Genomic DNA, 19,673 nt, shown 5'->3' with positions numbered 1-19,673 from the left:
TTCGGATGTCCTAATGCGCGAGCAAGGCCTGGCGCTTGACCGCGACGGGCTTGGGCGCGGGCCTGGTGCTGGCCTGCGCCGGGGCGCTGTCCCAGCCGCCGGCAGGCGCCGCGACGTTGACGGCATCGTCGGGCTGCGGCTCGGCGCTGAAGGTCTGGATCGCGAGCTTGGCGGCGGCGAGCGACTGCGGGTCGAGGCGCTTGGCAACATCGTCGCGCTTGGTCACCGCATCGGCATCGCCCTGCGCAGCGGCGAGGCTGAACCATTTGTAGGATTCGGCAAGGTTCTGTTCGACGCCGATGCCACGGGCATAGAGGATGCCGAGATTGTACTGGCTGTCGGCGACACCGCGATCGGCGGCCTTGCGGAACCACAGCGACGCGCTCTTGTAATTGGGGCCGCGTCCGCCGCCGTCGGCGTCGAGCACTGCGAGATTGTGCATGGCCTTGGCGTTGCCGCGCTCGGCAGCCTGCGTGTAGTAGCGGCGGGCGATGTCGGCGTCCTTCTTCACGCCCAGGCCCTTCTCATAGAGCGTGCCGAGCCGGAAGGTCGCGGGCACCACGCCGGCCTGCGCCGCGCGGTCATACCATTTGACGGCTTCCTCGTAATTCGCAGCCACGCCTTTACCTTCGGCAAAGCGCAGGCCGATCTCATAGGCCGCGGTCGCATCGCCTTTCATCGCGGCGGCGCGCAGCACCGGACCGCCGATGCCGTCGGCCAGCCGCTCGCTTGGCGGCACCTGGACGGTGCCGAACCGCGCGCGCGACGGCGTCATCGGGATCGCGCCGGTGATGTCGCTATTGCCTGCGGCGGGCGACGGCGCAGTCACCGCTGGTGGGGGCGGGATCTCGACCGATGCGGCGTTGCCGGAGCTGACGGGAGCGGCATTGTTCAGGGATTGCCGGCCGAGCGGGGTCGGCGAGGTCATCGACGGCGTGACCTGCTCGGGTACCGCGGGTTTGGCGCTGTTCTCGGCGGGCGCAGGCGCTTGCTGTGCGGGCGCGCTTGCGGGACTCTCCATCGTCGGCACCGGCGGGGCGCTGCCGCCGCCTTCGAGCAGGTTCATCGCCATCTTGAAGGTGCCGAGCACGATCACGACCACGCTCGCGCCGACCAGCAGCGAGCGGATCTTCGAGGTGATGGTCGAGCCTTCCTTCTTGTCCTTGGTGGCGCCGCCCGCGCCAGCCTTGCCGCCACGGGCGGGCTTCTCGGGCTGCGCGGCTGCGGCCTGTGCGGCCCGGCGTGCGGCGGCGATGAAGCTCGACGACGACACCGGCTCCTTCGGAGGGGCGGGGATGTCGCTGATCGCGCTTTCGGACGCGGCAATGCGCTCCGACGGCGTGGCGGCGCGTCCGCTCGGCCGCGTGCCCGGCTCCAGCGGATGATCCGGCGGCAACTCGGGCGCGATTGCGGCGCGCGCAGGCGCGGCATGCGGCTCGAGGATTTCGCTGATCGCGCGCGGCGGAACCGGCGGTGCCGCCGGCACCGGCGGCGGAGCGACCGGCGTTGCGGCGTGGAATTCGCGCGGTGCTGCGACGAAGGCCGCCTGCGCCGCGGCCGGATTGGGCAGATCGGGCTTGAGGTCGGCTTTGGGCGACTGCTGCGGCATCTCGCTGCGCGCCGGTTCGGCCGGCATCGTCGGTGCTGCGAAGGCCTGCGGCGCGGCCTGAGGTGGCGCGCTGCGCACTGCGCGCAGATCGCCCTCGATCATCGAGAGACGATCGACGACATGGCCGAGCGTGCTGTGCACGGCTTCGAGCGAGTCCTGCGTGTGGCGGTTGGTCTCGGCCTGGCTGAAGCGGATGTCGGAGAGCTCGCGCTTGACGAGATCGATCACACCGGAATCGGAGGCCGGGGCCGAGCTGCGGCTCTCGGCCAGCGCGGCGTAGGTCGCCTGCTGCCGCTCCAGATGCCGCAAGATGTCGTGCAGGCCGTCTTCGACGCGGCTCAAATTGCCGTTGCGCGGATCGGACGCAGCCTCGATCCGCTCCAGCAGATACGACACGCGCTGCTCGAGATGCGCGAAGGTGGAGGCGGAGTCGCCGCCGACCTGCATGCGGTCGAAGCGATCGGATAGCCCGCGGATTGCGTTTTCCAGATGCTCGGTGCTTTCGGACGGCGCAGGCCGCTCGCGTGTCTCCAGCGCCGCGGTGAGCGCGGCGATGCGCTGCTCCAGCACCGCAAAACCGTCGCTGCTGGGGGCGGAGGGGCGCGTGATCTGGTCGACCTTGGACGACAGCAGCTGCACGTCCTCGGACAGCCGTGCCAGCGCCTCGTTGGAGGCGACGTTGGACACGATGCCGCGCAGCGCCGAGATCGCGCCTTCGAGCTGCTGCACCGTGCCGGGATCGTCGTTGGCGCGCAGGATCAGGTCGAGCTTGCCGCCGAGATTGCGGATCGCCTCGTCATAGCCGGTGAGCTGCTCGGCCGGCGTCAGTGTGCGCAGCACCTGCTTGATCTCGGACAGCGCGTGCTCGACGCCGGCGAGCGCCTGGCCGTCGGTGCTGGAGGTGCGCGTCTCGTCGATGCGACGATGCAGGGAGCGAATCTCGTTCTCGATCGATTCGATCGCGCGGCGCGGCATCGCCTCGGTGATGGCGTGGCGAATCTCCGCAAGCTCGTTGCGGAACGCGGTGATCGACTGCTCGATGTGATCGGGGCGCTGCAGCGCCTCGATCTGGCTCGTGATCTTGAGCAGATGCCGTTCGAGCGCGGAGAAATCGGCGCTCGGCTGCGGAGGCGGCGGCGCGTAGACGGGGGCAGCGGGCGCCAGGGGCGGAGACATCGGAGCCGCCAAGGGAGACAACATGGCGGGAGCCATCGGCGCGGCGGGTGCAATCGAGGGCGCCGCGCGCGGCGGCATCTGCCGGGGCGCAAAGCTGTCGAGCTCGTTCTGTCGCGCGGTGATTTCGGCCACCGCAACGTCGAGCGAGGCGGGGCTGAGCGGCGGCGAATTGCGATAGACCTGCGCTGCCGCGCGCTCGACCAGCTCGGCCTGGCGCTGCCGGGTCTCGACCGGTGCAGGCCGCGGCGCCTGCGCCTGTGGCCGCGAGATCTGCGACAGCCGCGCGTCCAGTCGCGAGATCGCGTCGTTCAGCTGCCGCGCGACGCCCTGTTCGCGCGAAGCGTCCTGGCGCGGCGCGGGCTTTGAGATGCGTTCGATCTGCTGGGTGATCGCGTCGAGCCGCTGGTGGATGTCGGCGACGTCGCGGCTTTCCTGACTCGATGCCGGGTGTGGGGCCTGCGGACGCTGCTCGTAAGGTCCGGGGAAGTTCGGCGGGGCGGTGTCGCCGAGGGTGGAGTTCAGCCAATCGTTGAGTGACATGCCGGCACGGCGCGCAGCGGCCTCGGCGCGCTCCCTGACGGATGGATCGATGCCGTCAACACTCCACGATACGCGCGAATTCATGACTTCTGTCCGGTTCCGACTTCGGCACCCCACCCGATGCCTCCAGCTTTCCCGCGCGTCCCAGTTGTAGAGACAATTCCATTCGGCGCGGGTCGTCTGCCTCAAAAACTGACTTTTCTCTGTTACGGTAAATAACGGGTTAAGGAAGCCGTCGTCGCTGTCTTAAAGTTGGGCGCGGGGGGCAAGCTGGGCGAATACCGATAGAACTTGGGTGGTTTCATTGTGGACCGCCCCGTCGCCACATTCACGGTGTCATGCCCCGGCTCGACCGGGGCATCCAGTACGCCGCGGCCTATCGATTCAATCATGATCGTCTCGGAGTACTGGATCGCCCGGTCGAGCCGGGCGATGACGGCGGAGCGGGTGGCGCCGGCCTTGCCTCTCGGGAGCCCGTTACCCCATCTACCGGTCTAGCCGTCGCGTTATGCTTTTACTCAGCCCTTCTCGCGCTTGCCGTCGTCGATCGGCACCACGGTCCCGCGCGCGTTCATGGTCGACAGCGCCTCGAGCGCCTCCTCGCAGAAGTCGGCCACCATCTGCTCGTGCCGCGCGCCGAGGCGGAGCAGCAGCAAATTGCCGAGGTCGAGCACACCCGACGCCTCTCCGTCCGGGAAGCGCTTCTTCAGGATGCGCTCGTAGTTGGCGTGGCGGTCGCGGTGGTGCTCCAGGCGCGCCATCAGATCGGTGCGCAGGGGCTCGATCTCGATGCTGTCCAGCGCATGGAGGCGGACCAGAAGATCGTCCTTGATCGAGGGCGGTGTGCTCGGCCGCGCGGCCCAGTGCCGCAGCGCTGTTCGTCCCTCTTCGGTGAGCGTATAAACCAGCTTGTTGGGCTTGCCGGATTGTACGACCTCGCGGCCCTGGATGTAGCCGCGGTCGCGCAGCTTGGAGAGCTCGCGATAGATCTGCTGGTGATCGGCCTTCCAGAAGAAGCCGATCGAGGAGTCGAACGTCTTGGCGAGCTCGTAGCCCGTCATCGGACGTTCCGTCAGGCATGCGAGGATTGCGTCGCCCAGCGCCATGACACCGGCTCCTTTAAGAGGTCCCGAGCAATTGACTTGACTTTATGCATATTGGCGCATATGCGTCAATGTGCATATGCCGAGAGCCGGTTTGCCCAGCCGACATCGGCCTTCTCGCTACTTTGCATGGGGTTGTTTTCAAGTTTTTTGCCAACGCCTTTTATCAAGGGAGGCACCCTGAGAATGACCGGCCTCGATTCCTGGTACGGCTACATGAGGTCCCACGACGGCACTGCGCTGTGGGACCTGCTTCATCCCGATGCCATCTTCGAAAGTCCCGTCGTGCACACGCCGCAGCGCGGGCGCGACATCACCTTCAAATATCTGTCGAGCGCCGAGAAGGTGCTCGGCGGTCCCGGCTTCACCTATGTCGGCGAGTGGAAGAGCGCCAATGGCGCCGTGCTCGAATTCAAGAACGTGATCGACGGCATCGAGATCAACGGCGTCGACATCATCACCTTCGATAGCGAGGGCCGCATCACGCATTTCAAGGTGATGGTGCGTCCGCTCAAGGCCATCAACATGCTGCACCGCCTGATGGCGGAGCAACTCGCTGCACGATCATGACACTGCCCTGCGGTTGCGGAAACCGCTAGACTCGCGGGCAAGCACTCTGCCGCAGGGAATCAAAAATACCACCCCTTAACGGCCGCATGCCGGGAGAACGCCATGCCGATCTATAAAGCCCCTGTCGAAGACGTGAACTTCCTCTTCAACGACGTCTTCCAGATCGACCGCTACGACAATCTGCCGGGCTTCTCCGATGCGTCGAGCGACGTGCGCGAGGCGATCCTGGGCGAAGCCGCCAAGCTCGCCGAAGAGGTGCTCCAGCCGCTGAATCGCGTGGGTGATCTCGAAGGCTGCAAGCGCAGTGACGACGGCAGCGTCACCACGCCGAAGGGTTTCAAGGACGCCTTCAGGCAACTCGCCGATGGCGGCTGGCTCGGCCTCTCCGTGCCGACCGAATATGGCGGGCAGGGCCTGCCGGTGGCGCTGAGCCAGGCGGTCAACGAATTCCAGTGCTCGGCCAACATGGCTTTCGCGATGTATGGCGGCCTGACCATGGGCGCGACCGCAGCGCTGCTCGTGCACGGCACCCCCGAGCAGAAGGAGACCTATGTGCCCAAGATGGTGGCGGGCGAATGGACCGGCACCATGAACCTGACTGAGCCGCATTGCGGCACCGATCTCGGCATGCTCCGTACCAAGGCGGTGCGCCAGGCCGACGGCAGCTTCAAGATCACGGGCACGAAGATCTTCATATCGGCCGGCGAACATGATCTCGCTGGCAACATCATCCACCTCGTGCTCGCTCGCATCGAGGGCGCGCCTGCCGGCATCAAGGGCGTGTCGCTGTTCGTGGTGCCGAAATTCCTGGTCAACGCCGACGGCTCCGTCGGCGCGCGCAACGGCGTGGTCTGCGGCTCGATCGAGCACAAGATGGGCATCCACGGCAATTCCACCTGCGTGATGAACTACGACAACGCCACCGGCTGGCTGATCGGCGAAGAGAACAAGGGCATGCAGGGCATGTTCGTGATGATGAACGAGGCTCGCCTCGGCGTCGCGGTGCAGGGTCTCGCGCTGTCCGAGGTCGCCTATCAGAACGCGGTCGCCTATGCCCGCGAGCGCATCCAGGGCCGCGCGCTCACCGGTGCGAAGGCGCCGGACAAGGCGGCCGATCCGATCATCGTGCACCCCGACGTGCGCCGTACGCTGCTGTCGATCCGCGCCTTCAACGAGGCTGCGCGCGCCTTCGTGGTGTGGACTGCGCTGAAGAGCGACGTCGCCCACCGCTCCGAGGATCCCAAGGACCGCCAGGCCGCCGACGATCACATGGGTCTGATGACGCCGGTCCTGAAAGGCTTCCTCACCGACTACGGCTTTGCCAACGCGGTGCAGGCGCAGCAGATGTATGGCGGCCACGGCTACATCGCCGAGCAGGGCATGGAGCAGTTCGTGCGCGATGCGCGCATCGCCATGATCTATGAAGGCGCCAACGGCATCCAGGCGCTCGACCTCGTCGGCCGCAAGCTGCCGCGCGACGGCGGCCGCGCCATCATGGCGTTCTTCGGCGAGGTGATGGGCTTTGCCAAGGAGAACGGCGGCGACGAGGCGTTGAAGCCTTTCGTCGCCCCGCTTTCGACCGCGCTCGGCCATCTCCAGCAGGCCACCACCTGGCTGATGCAGAACGCGATGGCGAAGCCGGACAATGCCGGTGCCGCCGCAACCGATTACCTGCATCTCTTCGGCTTCGTCGCGCTCGGCTACATGTGGGCGCGGATGGCGAAAGTCACGCATGCCAAGATTGCCGAGAGTGGTGCCACGCCCTATCTCTCGACCAAGCTCGTCACCGGCCGCTTCTTCATGGAGCGGATGCTGCCGGAGACCGCCGCCAATCTCGCGCGCATCCAGGCCGGCTGCGCCACCGTCATGGAACTGCCGGCGGAAGCATTTTAAGCCCGCTTCCGTCGCCAGATCGCAATCGCATCTAGACATCACATCAGGAGGGCGTCATGCCTGAGGCATTCATCTATGACCACGTTCGCACGCCGCGCGGCCGCGGCAAGCCGGACGGCGCGCTGCACGAGGTCACCGCGCTGGCGCTCGCCACGGTGCCGCTGCAGGCGCTGAAGGAGCGCAACAACCTGCCGGTGGACTCCGTCGATGACGTCGTGCTCGGCGTGGTCGATCCGGTCGGCGAGGCGGGAAGCGACATCGCGCGCTTCGCGGCACTCAAAGCCGGCCTCGGCGAAGCCGTCCCCGGCGTGCAGATCAGCCGCTTCTGCGCCTCCGGCCTCGATGCCGTGAACTTCGCAGCCGCCCAGGTCATGAGCGGCCAGCATGAGCTGGTGATCGGCGGCGGCGCCGAATCCATGAGCCGCGTCGGCATCGGCGCCTCCGGCGGTGCATGGCCGATGGACCCCTCGATGGCGGTGCCCGCCTATTTCATGCCGCAGGGCGTCTCCGCCGACCTGATCGCCACGAAGTACGGCTTCTCCCGCGACGACGTCGACGCCTACGCCGTGCAGAGCCAGCAGCGTGCCGGCAAGGCCTGGGACGAAGGCCGCTTCAACAAGTCGGTGGTGCCGGTGAAGGACATCAACGGCCTCACGATCCTCGCCAAGGACGAGCATATGCGCCCCTCGACGACGATGCAGTCGCTGGCGCAGCTTCAGCCGTCCTTCACCATGATGGCGCAGATGGGCGGCTTCGATGCGGTCGCGGTCCAGTCGCATCCGGAGATCGAGCGCGTCAATTACGTGCATCACGCCGGCAACTCTTCCGGAATCGTCGACGGCGCCGGCGCGGTGCTGCTCGGCAGCAAGGAGGCGGGTGCGAAATACGGCATGAAGCCGCGCGCAAAGATCCGCGCCTTCGCCAATATCGGTTCGGAGCCGGCGATGATGCTGACCGGTCCGGTCGACGTCACCGAAAAGCTGTTTGCGCGTTCGGGCATCAAGAAGTCGGACATCGACCTGTTCGAGCTCAACGAGGCCTTTGCTTCCGTCGTGCTGCGCTACATCCAGGCCTTCGAGATCGACAACGCCAAGATCAACGTCAATGGCGGCGCGATCGCGCTCGGCCATCCCCTTGGCGCCACCGGCGCGATGATCCTGGGCACCGTGCTCGACGAGCTCGAGCGCACCAACAAGTCCACCGCACTGGTGACCCTGTGCATCGGCGGCGGCATGGGCACCGCGACCATCATCGAACGGGTGTAACGGACGGTCGTAGGGTGGGCAAAGCGAAGCGTGTCCACCACTGCTGTCTCCGCGAAAGATGGTGGGCACGGCGCAAGCGCGCCTTTGCCCACCCTACGAGATCCAGAGTCAACCGCCGCGCCGAAAGACTGGCTGCGGCACCGAGGAGCACCACATGGCTTACAAGAACTTCAAGGTTGAGACCGACGCCGACGGCATCGCGCTCGTCACCTGGGACATCCCGGGCCGTTCGATGAACGTGCTCGACGAGACCTCGACCAGCGAGCTCGACGCGATCGTCAAGGAAACCACCGCGGATGCCGCCGTGAAGGGCGTCGTCATCACCTCCAGCAAGGAGGCGTTCTGCGCCGGCGCTGACCTCTCGATGCTCGAGGGCATGAACCAGGCCTACGCAAAGGTCTTCAAGGAGCAGGGCGAGACGGCCGCGAACCAGATGCTGTTCGACCAGAGCCGGCGCTTCTCGCAGGTACTGCGCTCGATCGAAACCTCCGGCAAGCCGTGGGCGGCCGCGATCAACGGGCTGGCGCTCGGCGGCGGCTTCGAGATTACCCTGTGCTGCCACTATCGCGTGGCGGCGGAGAATCCCAAGACGCGCCTCGGCCTGCCCGAGGTCAAGGTCGGCCTGTTCCCCGGCGCTGGCGGTACGCAGCGCGTGCCGCGCCTGGTGCCGCCGCAGGACGCGATGACCATCCTGCTCAAGGGCGATCCCGTCGTGCTCGACAAGGCCAAGCAGCTCAACCTGATCCACGCCATCGTTCCCGCGGCCGATCTGATCAAGGCGGCAAAGGACTGGATCAAGGGCGGCGGCAAGGCGGTCGCGCCGTGGGACGAGAAGGGCTTCAAGCTGCCCGGCGGCCCGGTGTTCTCGAAGAACGGCATGATGATGTTTCCGGCCGGCAACGCCATCTACCGCCGCGAGACCTACGACAACTACCCGGCCGCACGTGCGATCATGAGCTGCGTCTATGAGGGCCTGCAGTTGCCGATCGACGCCGCCCTGCGCGTCGAGTCGCGCTACTTCACCTCGGTGCTGCGCTCGAAGGAAGCGGCCGCGATGATCCGCAGCCTGTTCCTGTCGATGCAGGAGCTCAACAAGGGTGCGCGGCGTCCGAAGGACGTTCCGCCGACCAAGGTGAAGAAGATCGCCGTGATCGGCGCCGGCTTCATGGGCGCAAGCGTCGGCTACGTCTCGGCCCGCGCCGGTCTCGACGTCGTCCTGATCGACCGCGACCAGGAGAGCGCCGACAAGGGCAAGGCGCATGCGCAGAAGGTGATCGAGGAGCAGATCAAGAAGGGCCGCGCCAAGCCCACGGACGCCGAAGCGCTGCTCGCGCGCATCACGCCGACTGCCGACTATGCTGCACTGAAGGACGTCGATCTCGTCATCGAGGCCGTGTTCGAGGACCGCAAGGTCAAGGCGGACACTTTCGCCAAGGCGCAGGAGTATCTCAAGCCCGACGTGATCTTCGCGTCGAACACGTCCACGCTGCCGATCACCTCGCTGGCGGAGAACTTCAAGGACCAGGGCAAGTTCGTCGGCATCCACTTCTTCTCGCCGGTCGAGAAGATGATGCTGGTCGAGATCATCCTCGGCAAGAACACCGGCGATGTCGCGCTCGCGACCGCGCTCGACTACGTCCGCCAGATCGGCAAGACGCCGATCGTCGTCAACGATAGCCGCGGCTTCTTCGCCAATCGCTGCGTCGGCCGCTACGTCGCCGAGGGCAACGAGATGTTCCTCGAAGGCGTCCCGCCGGCGATGATCGAGAATTGCGCCAAGATGGCCGGCATGCCGGTCGGCCCGCTGTCGCTGTCCGATGAAGTCGCACTCGACCTCGGTCTGAAGATCATGAAGGCCACGGAAGCCGATCTTGGCCCCAACGCCATCAATCCCGATCAGAAGAAGCTGATGGTGGAGATGGTCGAGAAGCAGGGCCGGCTCGGTCGCAAGAACAGCAAGGGCTTCTACGACTATCCGGAGAAGGGCAAGGGCCAGAAGAGCCTGTGGCCGGGGCTGTCAGCGCTCCAGCCCAAACAGCTCGACCCCGACACGCTCGACGTCGAGGAGCTGAAGCAGCGCTTCCTCGTGGTGCAGGCGGTGGAAGCCGCGCGCACCGTGGAGGATCACGTCATCACCGATCCGCGCGAGGCGGATGTCGGCTCGATCCTCGGCTTCGGCTTTGCGCCGTTCACCGGCGGCACGCTGTCCTATATCGACTTCATGGGAACGAAGAAGTTCGTCGAGCTCTGTCACAGACTGGAAGCCAAATACGGCTCCCGCTTCACCCCGCCAAAACTGCTCGAGGAGATGGCGGCGAAGGGCGAGACCTTCTACGGCCGCTTCGCCCCGAAGAAGTCGGCGGCGTAAGGTTCCGCTGTAACGAAAGGCCGGATCATCGATCCGGCCTTCTGCTTGTCCGTGGTCGTGACGACTCACGCCGCCTGCGCGAGCCCTTCCCGCTTCAAGGCTTCCTGCACCTTCGGCCGTGCGCCGACGCGGGCCTTGTAGGCGAGCAGGTTCGTGAGGGCCGAAAGGTCGAACTTCAGCCGTTCGGCCCAGGTCAGCATGGTGAAGAGATAGGCATCCGCGACGGTGAACTGCTTGCCCATCAAATAGTCGCGACCGGCGAGCTGGCCGTCGATATATTTCAGCTTGCCCATCACGCGATCCCTGAAGAACGCCTTGGCGTCGTCGGCCAGCACCGGCGAGAACATCGGACCAAAGCTCTTGTGCACCTCGGAGGTGAGGAAGTTCAGCCACTCCAGCAGCTTGTAGCGCTCGGAACTGTCGCGCGCAGGCACCAGGCCCTTGGCCGAGGCCCGATCCGCGATCATCTGGACAATGACCGGGCCTTCGGTCACGATCTCACCGCTATCGAGACCGAGCGCCGGTACCTGGCCCTTCGGGTTGACCTTCAGAAAATCCTCACCGTTCTCGAGCTTCTTGGCGCGGATATCGACCTTGACGAGTTCGTAGGGCAGGTCGGCTTCGAGGAGGGCGATGTGGGGAGACAACGAGCACGCTCCCGGCGAGTAATAGAGTTTCATGGAATTTTCTCCTCCTGATGGTTGGTTGGGGCGAAAGAACGCCTACATGCATTTGCATGGAATAGTCAAGATTGATGCAGGTGCATCAAGTGCGCTAAGAACGGGCTACTCACTTGAGCGGGACCATGAAACGCAAACCATCAACCGAGGCGACGTCCGCCTGGATCCGCCTGATGCGGGTGCAGAGCCGCGTGCTCGACTGCGTGGAGCAGGACCTGAAGAAGGCCGGCTTCCCGCCGCTCGCCTGGTATGATGCGCTTCTCGAGCTGTCGCGCGCGCCATCGGGCGAGCTGCGGCCCGTGGAGCTTGAGCGTCAGATGCTGATCCCGCAATATTCGACTTCGCGGCTGATCGACCGCCTGGTTGACGAGGGCCTCGCTGTGCGCCGCGAATGCAAGATCGACAAGCGCGGCCAGTTCGTCGAGATCACCGAAGCCGGTCGCGAGCTGCAGAAGCGGATGTGGGGTGCCTATTCCGCCGCAATCGAGAAGTATGTGGGCTCAAAACTGTCCGATGCGGACGCCGTCAAGCTCAGCGGTCTGCTCGACCGTCTCGGTTGCTCCTGCGGCGAGATGAAGCTGCCGGTCGCCAACGAAAGCACACCGTTGCGATGATCCCGCAGCAAACTAACATGTCCGCGCAACCGGTGGGTTCGCGGACCATCCCTGTCACCCGCGCGCGTTCGGTCGAAGCGCTTTTGATTAGAGTTTGATATGGCGCGAGACCAGATCGATATGACGCCGCTGCAATCACGCGACGAGCTCGTCGCGTGGTTCGAGGCCGGCTGCAAGCCGGTGGACGACTTCCGCATCGGCACCGAGCATGAGAAGACGCCGTTTACGCTCGAAGGCCGCTGCCCGGTGCCTTACGAGGGCGCGCGGGGCATCGGCGCGCTGCTCGAAGGCATGAAGCTCCTGCTCGGCTGGGAGCCGATCATGGAGAAGGGCAACATCATCGGCCTCTACGACGTTACCGGCGGCGGCGCGATCTCGCTCGAACCGGGCGGGCAGTTCGAATTGTCCGGCGCGCCGGTCGAGACCGTGCATCAGACGCAGAGCGAGCTGATGGCGCATCTGGCGCAGGTGCGTGAGATCGCGACCCCGCTCGGCATCGGATTTCTCGGCCTTGGCATGACGCCGTCCTGGTCGCGCGCCGACATTCCGGTGATGCCGAAGGGCCGCTACAAGATCATGACCAACTACATGCCGAAGGTCGGCAAATACGGCCTCGACATGATGTACCGCACCTGCACGGTGCAGACCAATCTCGACTTCTCCTCTGAAGCCGACATGGTCAAGAAGCTGCGCGTGTCGCTCGCGCTTCAGCCGGTCGCAACCGCCTTGTTTGCCAATTCGCCGTTCACCGAAGGCAAGCCCAATGGCTTCCTGTCGTTCCGCTCCGAGATCTGGCGCGACACCGACAATGCACGCTCCGGCATGCTTCCTTTCGCCTTCGAGGACGGCATGGGCTTTGAGCGCTATATCGACTATGCGCTCGACGTGCCCATGTATTTCGTCAAGCGCGGCGATGACTACATCGACGTGTCGGGCTCTTCCTTCCGCGCCTTCTTCGACGGCCGCAACAACAACCTGCCCGGCGAGCGTCCGACACTGTCGGACTGGGCCAATCACCTCTCGACCATCTTCCCGGAAGTGCGGCTGAAGCGCTACCTCGAGATGCGCGGCTCCGACGGTGGTCCCTGGGGCCGGCTGCCGGCGCTGTCGGCGTTCTGGGTCGGGCTGCTCTACGACAACGCCTCGCTCGATGCTGCCTGGGATCTGGTGAAGCACTGGAGCGCGCATGAGCGCCAGGCGCTGCGCGACGATGTGCCGCGCTTTGGCTTCAAGGCCCGGATCAAGGACCGCTATCTCTTCGAGATCGCCAAGGAATGCCTGGTGCTGGCCCATGCAGGCCTGCGGCGCCGCGGCCGGATCGACCAGATCGGCCGCGATGAGACCCGCCATCTGGAGCCGCTGGACCGCATCATCGATTGCGGACGGACGCCGGCCGAGGAGATGCTTGAAAAATTTCACGGCCCTTGGAAGGAATCCGTGGAACCGGCCTACGAGGACTACGCGTTCTAACTCAGCCGGAAGAGCGGCGCGCCGCCGTTCATCGCCCATACAGGTTTGCGGCGATCAAATGGCCGGCTGAAAAAACCTAAGCGCGTTCAATAACTCGAAAGCTGTTCTGATGGGGAAGGGCCACCTGGCTGGGGCCTTGATGGCAAAGGTCATGGCAAGAGCCATGACGACGATCGTGGTACAGGGTATGGCGTGGGTCATGCTGCTGGCGGTCCTGCTTGCCATCGTGCCCGCCAGCGCCCAGACGGCATTCGACCGGCCCGGCGGGGACTATTTCAACACGCCCGTGGCGTCAGGCGATCCCGAGGACTGCGCGCTGCTGTGCGAGCGCGACCGGCGCTGCCGGTCCTGGAGCTTCAGCTATCCCGACGTCGAGGGCGCGCCTGCGGTGTGCTGGCTGAAGAACACCGTGCCGCCGCGCATTCCGGCGAATTGCTGCATCTCCGGCGTTCGGGGCGCGGGCGTGATCGAGCCGCGCGTTGAGGGCGTCGAGACCTCGATCGACCGCCCCGGCGGCGACCTGCGCAATTTCGAACTGAAGGCCGACGAAGGCGAGGAGGCCTGCAAGGCCGCATGCACCGCCGACAACAAATGCCGCGCCTTCACCTTCGCTCGCCCCGGCTACGCCGGACGCGAAGCGAAATGCTTCCTGAAGAAGGAAATCAAGCCGCCGCGCCGGAAGGCGGGGTTTACGTCGGGCGTGGTGAGGTAGGGATTCTCTCGTGCCCCGGGCGCAGCGCAGCACGCAAGTGGTGCGCTGCTGAACCGGGGCCCATGTCGCTGGGTCCCGGCTCTGCGTCGCGTCACTGCGTGCCGCGCCGCGTCCGGGACACTACTCCGCCGCAATCACCGTGATCTCCGGCCACGACGATTTCCATCGCGCGGCCTTTACCGCGTAACTCACCGCCGAAAAATTCGGCCCCGGATTGGGTCGCGCGATCAATCCCGCGACATCGCCGAACCCATGCGGCGCATAGACGTCGTAGCCATCGCCCGCGCGCCGGATGCCGATCTGGGTGTTTTGCGTCAGGAAGCGGTCGATGCCGTCGGTCGAACAGGTCAGCGGCGGATAGGGCAGACCGTGCTTGCCGGGATACCACAGATGCACGCGTGCCTGGTTGCGCGCTTCGATCTTCGCGCCGAGATGCACGAGGCTGGCCCCCAGCTTGCGGATCACCGCGTCTTCCGCCTCCCACGAGGTGTCAGGGTCGAAATAGAACACGTCGTAGTCGGCGATGCCGTGCCCGATCGCGCGTCCGGTGATCACGTTCCACGCCGTCTGCACCAGGCATCCCGACACCAGCCAGGCATCCGGCAGCGCAAGCTGCGCGAGCGCGTCGGTGATAGCGACGTTGACGGGATTGCGCAGTGTCAATGCGAGGAATTCGTCGCGGCTCATTGGGAATCGTAGGGTAGGCAAAGGCGCGCTCTTCGCGCGTCGTGCCCACCATCTCTCCAGGATGGCGACAGAAGTGGCGGGCACGCGTTCGCTTTGCCCACCCTACGATCTACGATCTCCGTGCCTCACTTCACCGCGGTGAAGAACCGGGCCATCCGGAAACCCGACAGCCAGGTCCAAACCGGCTGGCTGCGCATGCCGAGATCCCAGGAGCCGAGCACGGCATCGGCGCGGCCGACGAGATTGTCGATCGGCAACAGCCCGACGCCGCCGGAGCGCAGCGGCACGCGGCTGTCGGCGGAGTTGTCCCTGTTGTCGCCGAGCACGAACAGATGCCCGGCCGGCACCGTCACTTCCGGCGTGTTGTCGAGCGGGCCGTTGTCGCGCATCTTGAAGATGAGATGCGACACGCCGTTCGGCAGCGTCTCGACATAGCGATAGGCGGGCTCGTTGCCACCGCTGTCGTCCTCGGCCTGGCCGACGCCGTCCGGCTTCAGCTCGGCGGGACGGTCGTTGATGAAGAGCTGGCCCTGCCGCATCTGGATGCGGTCGCCAGGCAGACCGACCACGCGCTTCACCCAGGCCTGCGAGCGATCGCCGGGCCAGCGGAACACGACGACGTCGCCAAGCTTCGGCGTCTCGGCGAAGACGCGGCCGGTTTCCGGCAGGTTGATCTGGATCGGCAGCGACGAGGTGCCGTAGCCATAGGGGAATTTCGAGGCGAGCAGCGCATCGCCGATCAGCAAGGTCGGCTCCATCGAGCCCGATGGCACGTAGAACGGCTCGGCCAGCGCACCCTTGGCGATGAACACGGCGGCGACGATGCCGGCAAGCTGCACGAGCTGTCCGCGCCAGGTGCTGCTCTTGCCGCTGTTCTTGCCGCTGCGCCTGTCGCCGCTCTTGGGCTTGGTTGCTGCAGTCATTTTCTCAACGCTCATGCGCCCGTACCACCCACCGTAATCCGTTCCATCAGAAGCGTCGGCTGGCCGACGCCGACCGGCACGCCCTGGCCGTTCTTGCCGCAGGTGCCGATGCCGGTATCGAGCGCGAGATCGTTGCCGATTGCGCGGATGCGATGCAGGTCGGTCGGCCCGTTGCCGATCAGCATGGCGCCCTTCAAGGGCGCGCCCAGCTTGCCGTTCTCGATCTTGTAGGCCTCGGTGCACTGGAAGACGTATTTGCCCGAGGTGATGTCGACCTGGCCGCCGCCGAAATTCGCGGCGAAGACGCCGTTCTTCACCGAGGCGAGGATTTCGCCCGGCTCGCGGTCGCCCGCGAGCATGTAGGTGTTGGTCATGCGCGGCATCGGCACATGGGCGTAGCCCTGCCGGCGGCCGTTGCCGGTCGGCTTCATGTTCATCAGACGCGCGTTCTGGCGGTCCTGCATGTAGCCGACCAGGATGCCGTCATCGATCAGCACGGTGCGGTTGGTCGGTGTGCCCTCGTCGTCGATCGAGAGCGAGCCGCGCCGCGAGGCAATGGTGCCGTCGTCGACCACCGTGACGCCCTTGGCCGCCACCTGCTGGCCCATCAAGCCGGCAAATGCCGAGGTCTTCTTGCGATTGAAGTCGCCCTCCAGGCCATGACCGACCGCCTCATGCAGCATCACACCGGGCCATCCAGCGCCAAGCACCACGTCCATCTCGCCGGCGGGCGCCGGCACGGATTCCAGATTCACCAGCGCCTCGCGCAGCGCACCGTCAGCCGCGTCGCGCCAGTTCCTGGTCTCGATGAATTCGGCATAGCCGGCGCGGCCGCCATAGCCCTTACTGCCGCTTTCCTGACGATCGCCCTGCCCGGCGACAACGGAAATGTTCACGCGCACCAACGGGCGGATATCGCGATAGCTCTCACCATCGGGGCGGAGGATTTCAACCACCTGCCAGGTCGCCCCCAGACTCACGCTGACCTGCCGCACGCGCGGATCCTTGTCGCGCAAATACGCGTCGATCTCCGCGAGCAGCTTGACCTTGGCCTCAAAACCCGGCGCCTCCAGCGGATTGTCGTCGGCATAGAGCCGCACATTGGTGTGCGGCGGCGGCGCGGCGAAGCTTCCCGAATAGCCGCCGCGGACCGCTGCGACCGCATCGGCTGCGCGGATCAGTGCCGGCAGCGACACGTCGGAGGAATGCGCGTAACCGACCGCATCGTCTTTCACGGCGCGCAGGCCAAAACCCTGCGAGGTGTCATAGGTCGCCTGCTTCAGCCGCCCATTGTCGAACATCAGCGCTTCGGTCTGGCTGTATTCCAGGAACAATTCGCCGTCGTCGGCGCCCGAAAGCCCGCGCGCGACTTCGTGGCGAACCTGGTCGCGGTCGAGATTGGCGCGGTCGAGCAGGGAGGTTGTGGCAGGGTTGGTCATCAGCGATCCATTATCGGGAGATGTGGGGCAAGATAATGGTTTCAAAAGCGTTCGGCGAGGGGGCCGGCCGTCACATTACCGAAACGACATGGTCGGAATCGCGCCCGGTCATTCCTTCGGTTGCCCTCGTCTTAAGCCGGTTTTCAAGATTTTCAGCCTATACCGGCGCACCCTTATGGAAGGCGGCGGCCAAAGCATGTGGATTTCCCTGCTTGCGTTCTGGGACCAGTATCATGGTCTGATCATCGGCTTCGCGGTGCTGGCTCTGGTCCTGTTCGTCAACCAGCTCATCTATCGCCGCGGCTGGAAATCCTATCCCACGCGCGAACAGTACGTTGCGGCCCATCCAGGCTCAGCAACAACGGGCGGTGTCGTCTGCGCCAAATGCCGGCAGAAGGCCGCCGGGATGACCGTTGCCAGTGCCGGCCGCATCTATCGCTGCACCTGGTGCGAGACGGAGCTTTATCGCGTCGATAGGGCGTGAATTGCTGGCAGGTGGCAGCCAATACTCGTCATTCCTGGCAGTAACCCGCGGAAAGACTCTGGATTGCTTCGCTACGCTCGCAATGAAGATGGGGGCAGGTGGGGCGCCACGCGCTCAGTCGTCATGCCCGGGCTTGTCCCGGGCATCCACGTCCGTTCGCGATCGTCGTGATGCGTGGATGGCGGGGACGAGCCCGGCCATGACGGAAGCCGGGAGTGTGAAGGCGACAAGTGCCTGGGGGGCCTCGCGTCGCTACGGCAACTTGTCATACCCCTCGCCGAGCCCGTTCAAGCTGAGCGGGAAGCCGATGCCTTCCTCGGGGGTTTCGAAGATGATGAAGGTCGCGGTCTTGGCTGAGCGAAGCTGGCCGAGCAGCTTGTCGTCCATGACGACCTCGGCGACGCAACCATTGGGCAGGCAGCGGACGAAGCCGGCGCGGCCGACGTCCTGGTTGTCGAGCTTGAGGCCGAGGCCGGAGGGCAGCAGCACGCCGAGCGGTGCGACCACCCGCATCAGCCGGCTCTTCTGGTCGGCCGTCTTGAGCACGATCACGGTCAGCCCGGCATTGGAGCGGTCTTCGGCGACGACGCTCTGGATCAGGGCGCATTGCTCGGCCTGGGCTCCCGGCGGGGTGTCGCAGCGGATCTGCCAGTCACCATGGACCGAGCGCACCGCGCCTTGCGCATGCGCGAGGCCCGGCAGGAGGAGGATGGCGGCCACCAGGAGACAAGCCAGCGCGCCAAAATGGCGGTACGGAACGGGTTTGCCCATGCGTGTCGAAAGCCCCATCGGGGTCGATCCCTCTGTTCGCAACCTGTTTGGGCGGCTTCGCTTCCACTCAGGTACGGAAATGACGGCGGCTTAAAGGCGGATCCCAAGCAACCAACAAGCAAATCCCGCGCCGCGCGGGTCGCCTTTTCCCGCGCGAATCAGGCTCCTGCGGGGGCGACCGCTCAGTGCCTACAGCGGGCAATCCTGCTGTCAAGCCGCGACACTCCCGGGAACAGTGATTTTGTCTGAAATATCTTGCGTGTGATGGCTGGCAGACCGGGCTCAAGACTGCATTGCGATACATCAAGAATTATGGTTTGAGAGGCTTGATTTCGGCGTTCTAGCGATCTGGCCCCAATTCCTCTTAGAGGTATTCTTGCGCGGCGGTTTGTCGGACGGGCGGATCGAATAAGCGTTCCCCAAAAATAGGGGAGTGCATTGGGGTGATTTCGTAAGGGGAGCGCGAGCGGCATGAGGATGTCGATGGGCCGGATGGGCCGGCACTTGCTGGGATTGGTCGTAGCTGGCCTGACGCTGGCCACTGGCGGCGCGGCATTTGCCGAGCTTGGACAGCCGGCGCCGTGGGAGTGGACGCTTCAGCAATCCGCTTCCCCGGTGATGGACAACATCGTCTGGTTCCACAATTTCCTGTTCGTGCTCATCACCGTGATCACGCTGTTCGTGCTCGCGCTTCTGGTGATCGTGGTCGTGAAATTCAACGCGAGGGCCAATCCGGTGCCATCGCGGACCACCCACAACACGCTGATCGAAGTGCTCTGGACGCTGGTGCCGGTGCTGATCCTGGTCGGCATTGCGGTGCCGTCGTTCCGCCTCCTGTTCCTCGAGCTCGACGTGCCGAAGGCGGATCTGACCATCAAGGCCACCGGCAAGCAGTGGTACTGGTCCTACGCCTACCCCGACAACGGCAAGTTCGAGTTCGACTCGCTGATGGCGCAGGACAAGCAGCCCCGCCTGCTCGGCGTCGACAACGAGATGGTGGTGCCGGTGAACAAGGTGGTTCGCGTCCAGACCACCGGCGCCGACGTCATCCACGCGTTCGCGTTGCCGGCCTTCGGCGTCAAGATCGACGCGATTCCGGGCCGCCTGAACGAGACCTGGTTCAAGGCGACCAAGACCGGCATGTATTATGGCCAGTGCTCGGAGCTCTGCGGCAAGGACCATGCCTTCATGCCGATCGCTATTCGCGTGGTCAGCGATCAGGAATTCGCCTCCTGGGTTGAAACGGCGAAGAAGAAATATGCGAGCGGTGGCACGAGCACTTACGCCTCCGCGGCCGGCCCGGCGCAGTAAGCGCCGGTTCAGGGGACGAAAGGGCGGGACCTCTCGGGGTCCGAACGGGACGCAAGGC

Annotated in this window: 16 protein-coding genes; 9 read left to right on the top strand and 7 right to left on the bottom strand. The window is 65.3% G+C overall.

The window, feature by feature from the left end; translation table 11 throughout:
- Window positions 1-10: 10 nt before the first annotated feature.
- Entirely contained in the window at window positions 11-3,409 is a 3,399-nt protein-coding gene (locus SO140_RS17590; RefSeq protein ID WP_449379134.1) for a tetratricopeptide repeat protein, read from the bottom strand.
- A 434-nt stretch (window positions 3,410-3,843) separates the two neighbouring features.
- On the bottom strand, window positions 3,844-4,431 hold the full coding sequence (locus SO140_RS17585) for a PadR family transcriptional regulator (RefSeq protein WP_449379135.1): 588 nt from the start codon (window positions 4,429-4,431) through the stop codon (window positions 3,844-3,846).
- A gap of 183 nt (window positions 4,432-4,614) precedes the next feature.
- Here SO140_RS17585 and SO140_RS17580 point away from each other — a divergent pair, with 183 nt between their 5' ends.
- The 4 genes from SO140_RS17580 to SO140_RS17565 all read left to right on the top strand — a co-directional run bounded on the left by SO140_RS17580 (window position 4,615) and on the right by SO140_RS17565 (window position 10,524).
- Window positions 4,615-4,998, top strand: coding sequence for a nuclear transport factor 2 family protein (locus SO140_RS17580; RefSeq protein ID WP_449379136.1), 384 nt, complete (start codon window positions 4,615-4,617; stop codon window positions 4,996-4,998).
- Between the two features lie 102 nt (window positions 4,999-5,100).
- Complete coding sequence (locus tag SO140_RS17575) at window positions 5,101-6,891, top strand: acyl-CoA dehydrogenase C-terminal domain-containing protein (protein WP_449379137.1); 1,791 nt, start codon at window positions 5,101-5,103, stop codon at window positions 6,889-6,891.
- Window positions 6,892-6,947: 56 nt separating this feature from the next.
- The gene (locus SO140_RS17570; protein WP_449379138.1) at window positions 6,948-8,156 is read left to right on the top strand and encodes an acetyl-CoA C-acetyltransferase; all 1,209 of its coding nucleotides are present in this window, start codon (window positions 6,948-6,950) and stop codon (window positions 8,154-8,156) included.
- Between the two features lie 154 nt (window positions 8,157-8,310).
- A complete protein-coding gene (locus tag SO140_RS17565) occupies window positions 8,311-10,524 on the top strand; it encodes an FAD-dependent oxidoreductase (RefSeq protein WP_449379139.1) in 2,214 nt (737 codons plus the stop codon).
- 65 nt (window positions 10,525-10,589) lie between these two features.
- Here the strand turns inward: SO140_RS17565 and gstA are convergent, their stop codons facing one another.
- Window positions 10,590-11,204 (bottom strand): glutathione transferase GstA, encoded by a 615-nt coding sequence (gene gstA / locus SO140_RS17560; protein ID WP_449379140.1) that lies wholly within the window; start codon window positions 11,202-11,204, stop codon window positions 10,590-10,592.
- A 125-nt stretch (window positions 11,205-11,329) separates the two neighbouring features.
- Between gstA and SO140_RS17555 the strand changes: the two genes are divergently transcribed.
- The 3 genes from SO140_RS17555 (at window position 11,330) to SO140_RS17545 (ending at window position 14,000) form a co-directional block, all read left to right on the top strand.
- Window positions 11,330-11,818, top strand: a complete 489-nt coding sequence (locus SO140_RS17555) for a MarR family winged helix-turn-helix transcriptional regulator (RefSeq protein WP_254102677.1) — start codon at window positions 11,330-11,332, stop codon at window positions 11,816-11,818.
- A 99-nt stretch (window positions 11,819-11,917) separates the two neighbouring features.
- Window positions 11,918-13,288, top strand: coding sequence for a glutamate--cysteine ligase (locus SO140_RS17550; RefSeq protein WP_449379141.1), 1,371 nt, complete (start codon window positions 11,918-11,920; stop codon window positions 13,286-13,288).
- Window positions 13,289-13,397: 109 nt separating this feature from the next.
- Entirely contained in the window at window positions 13,398-14,000 is a 603-nt protein-coding gene (locus tag SO140_RS17545; protein WP_449379142.1) for a PAN domain-containing protein, read from the top strand.
- A 120-nt stretch (window positions 14,001-14,120) separates the two neighbouring features.
- Here the strand turns inward: SO140_RS17545 and SO140_RS17540 are convergent, their stop codons facing one another.
- The 3 genes from SO140_RS17540 to tldD form a co-directional block, all read right to left on the bottom strand.
- The gene (locus SO140_RS17540; protein ID WP_449379143.1) at window positions 14,121-14,687 is read right to left on the bottom strand and encodes a nucleotidyltransferase family protein; all 567 of its coding nucleotides are present in this window, start codon (window positions 14,685-14,687) and stop codon (window positions 14,121-14,123) included.
- A gap of 125 nt (window positions 14,688-14,812) precedes the next feature.
- Complete coding sequence (gene lepB / locus SO140_RS17535) at window positions 14,813-15,625, bottom strand: signal peptidase I (RefSeq protein ID WP_449379144.1); 813 nt, start codon at window positions 15,623-15,625, stop codon at window positions 14,813-14,815.
- The gene (gene tldD, locus SO140_RS17530) at window positions 15,622-17,049 is read right to left on the bottom strand and encodes a metalloprotease TldD (protein ID WP_449379145.1); all 1,428 of its coding nucleotides are present in this window, start codon (window positions 17,047-17,049) and stop codon (window positions 15,622-15,624) included. The genes lepB and tldD overlap by 4 nt, the downstream gene beginning before the upstream one ends.
- 88 nt (window positions 17,050-17,137) lie before the next feature.
- Between tldD and SO140_RS17525 the strand changes: the two genes are divergently transcribed.
- On the top strand, window positions 17,138-17,533 hold the full coding sequence (locus SO140_RS17525; RefSeq protein WP_449379146.1) for a hypothetical protein: 396 nt from the start codon (window positions 17,138-17,140) through the stop codon (window positions 17,531-17,533).
- Between the two features lie 252 nt (window positions 17,534-17,785).
- Here SO140_RS17525 and SO140_RS17520 read toward each other — a convergent pair whose 3' ends face one another.
- A complete protein-coding gene (locus tag SO140_RS17520; RefSeq protein WP_449379147.1) occupies window positions 17,786-18,322 on the bottom strand; it encodes an invasion associated locus B family protein in 537 nt (178 codons plus the stop codon).
- Between the two features lie 453 nt (window positions 18,323-18,775).
- On the opposite strand from SO140_RS17520, the gene coxB reads away from it, so the two are divergent.
- Entirely contained in the window at window positions 18,776-19,615 is an 840-nt protein-coding gene (gene coxB, locus SO140_RS17515) for a cytochrome c oxidase subunit II (protein ID WP_449379148.1), read from the top strand.
- Window positions 19,616-19,673 lie beyond the last annotated feature (58 nt).

The sequence above is a fragment of the Bradyrhizobium sp. UFLA05-108 genome, assembly GCF_059803455.1.
The sequence above is the reverse complement of the archived record's forward strand: the minus strand, read 5'-3'. Positions and strand labels throughout refer to the sequence as shown.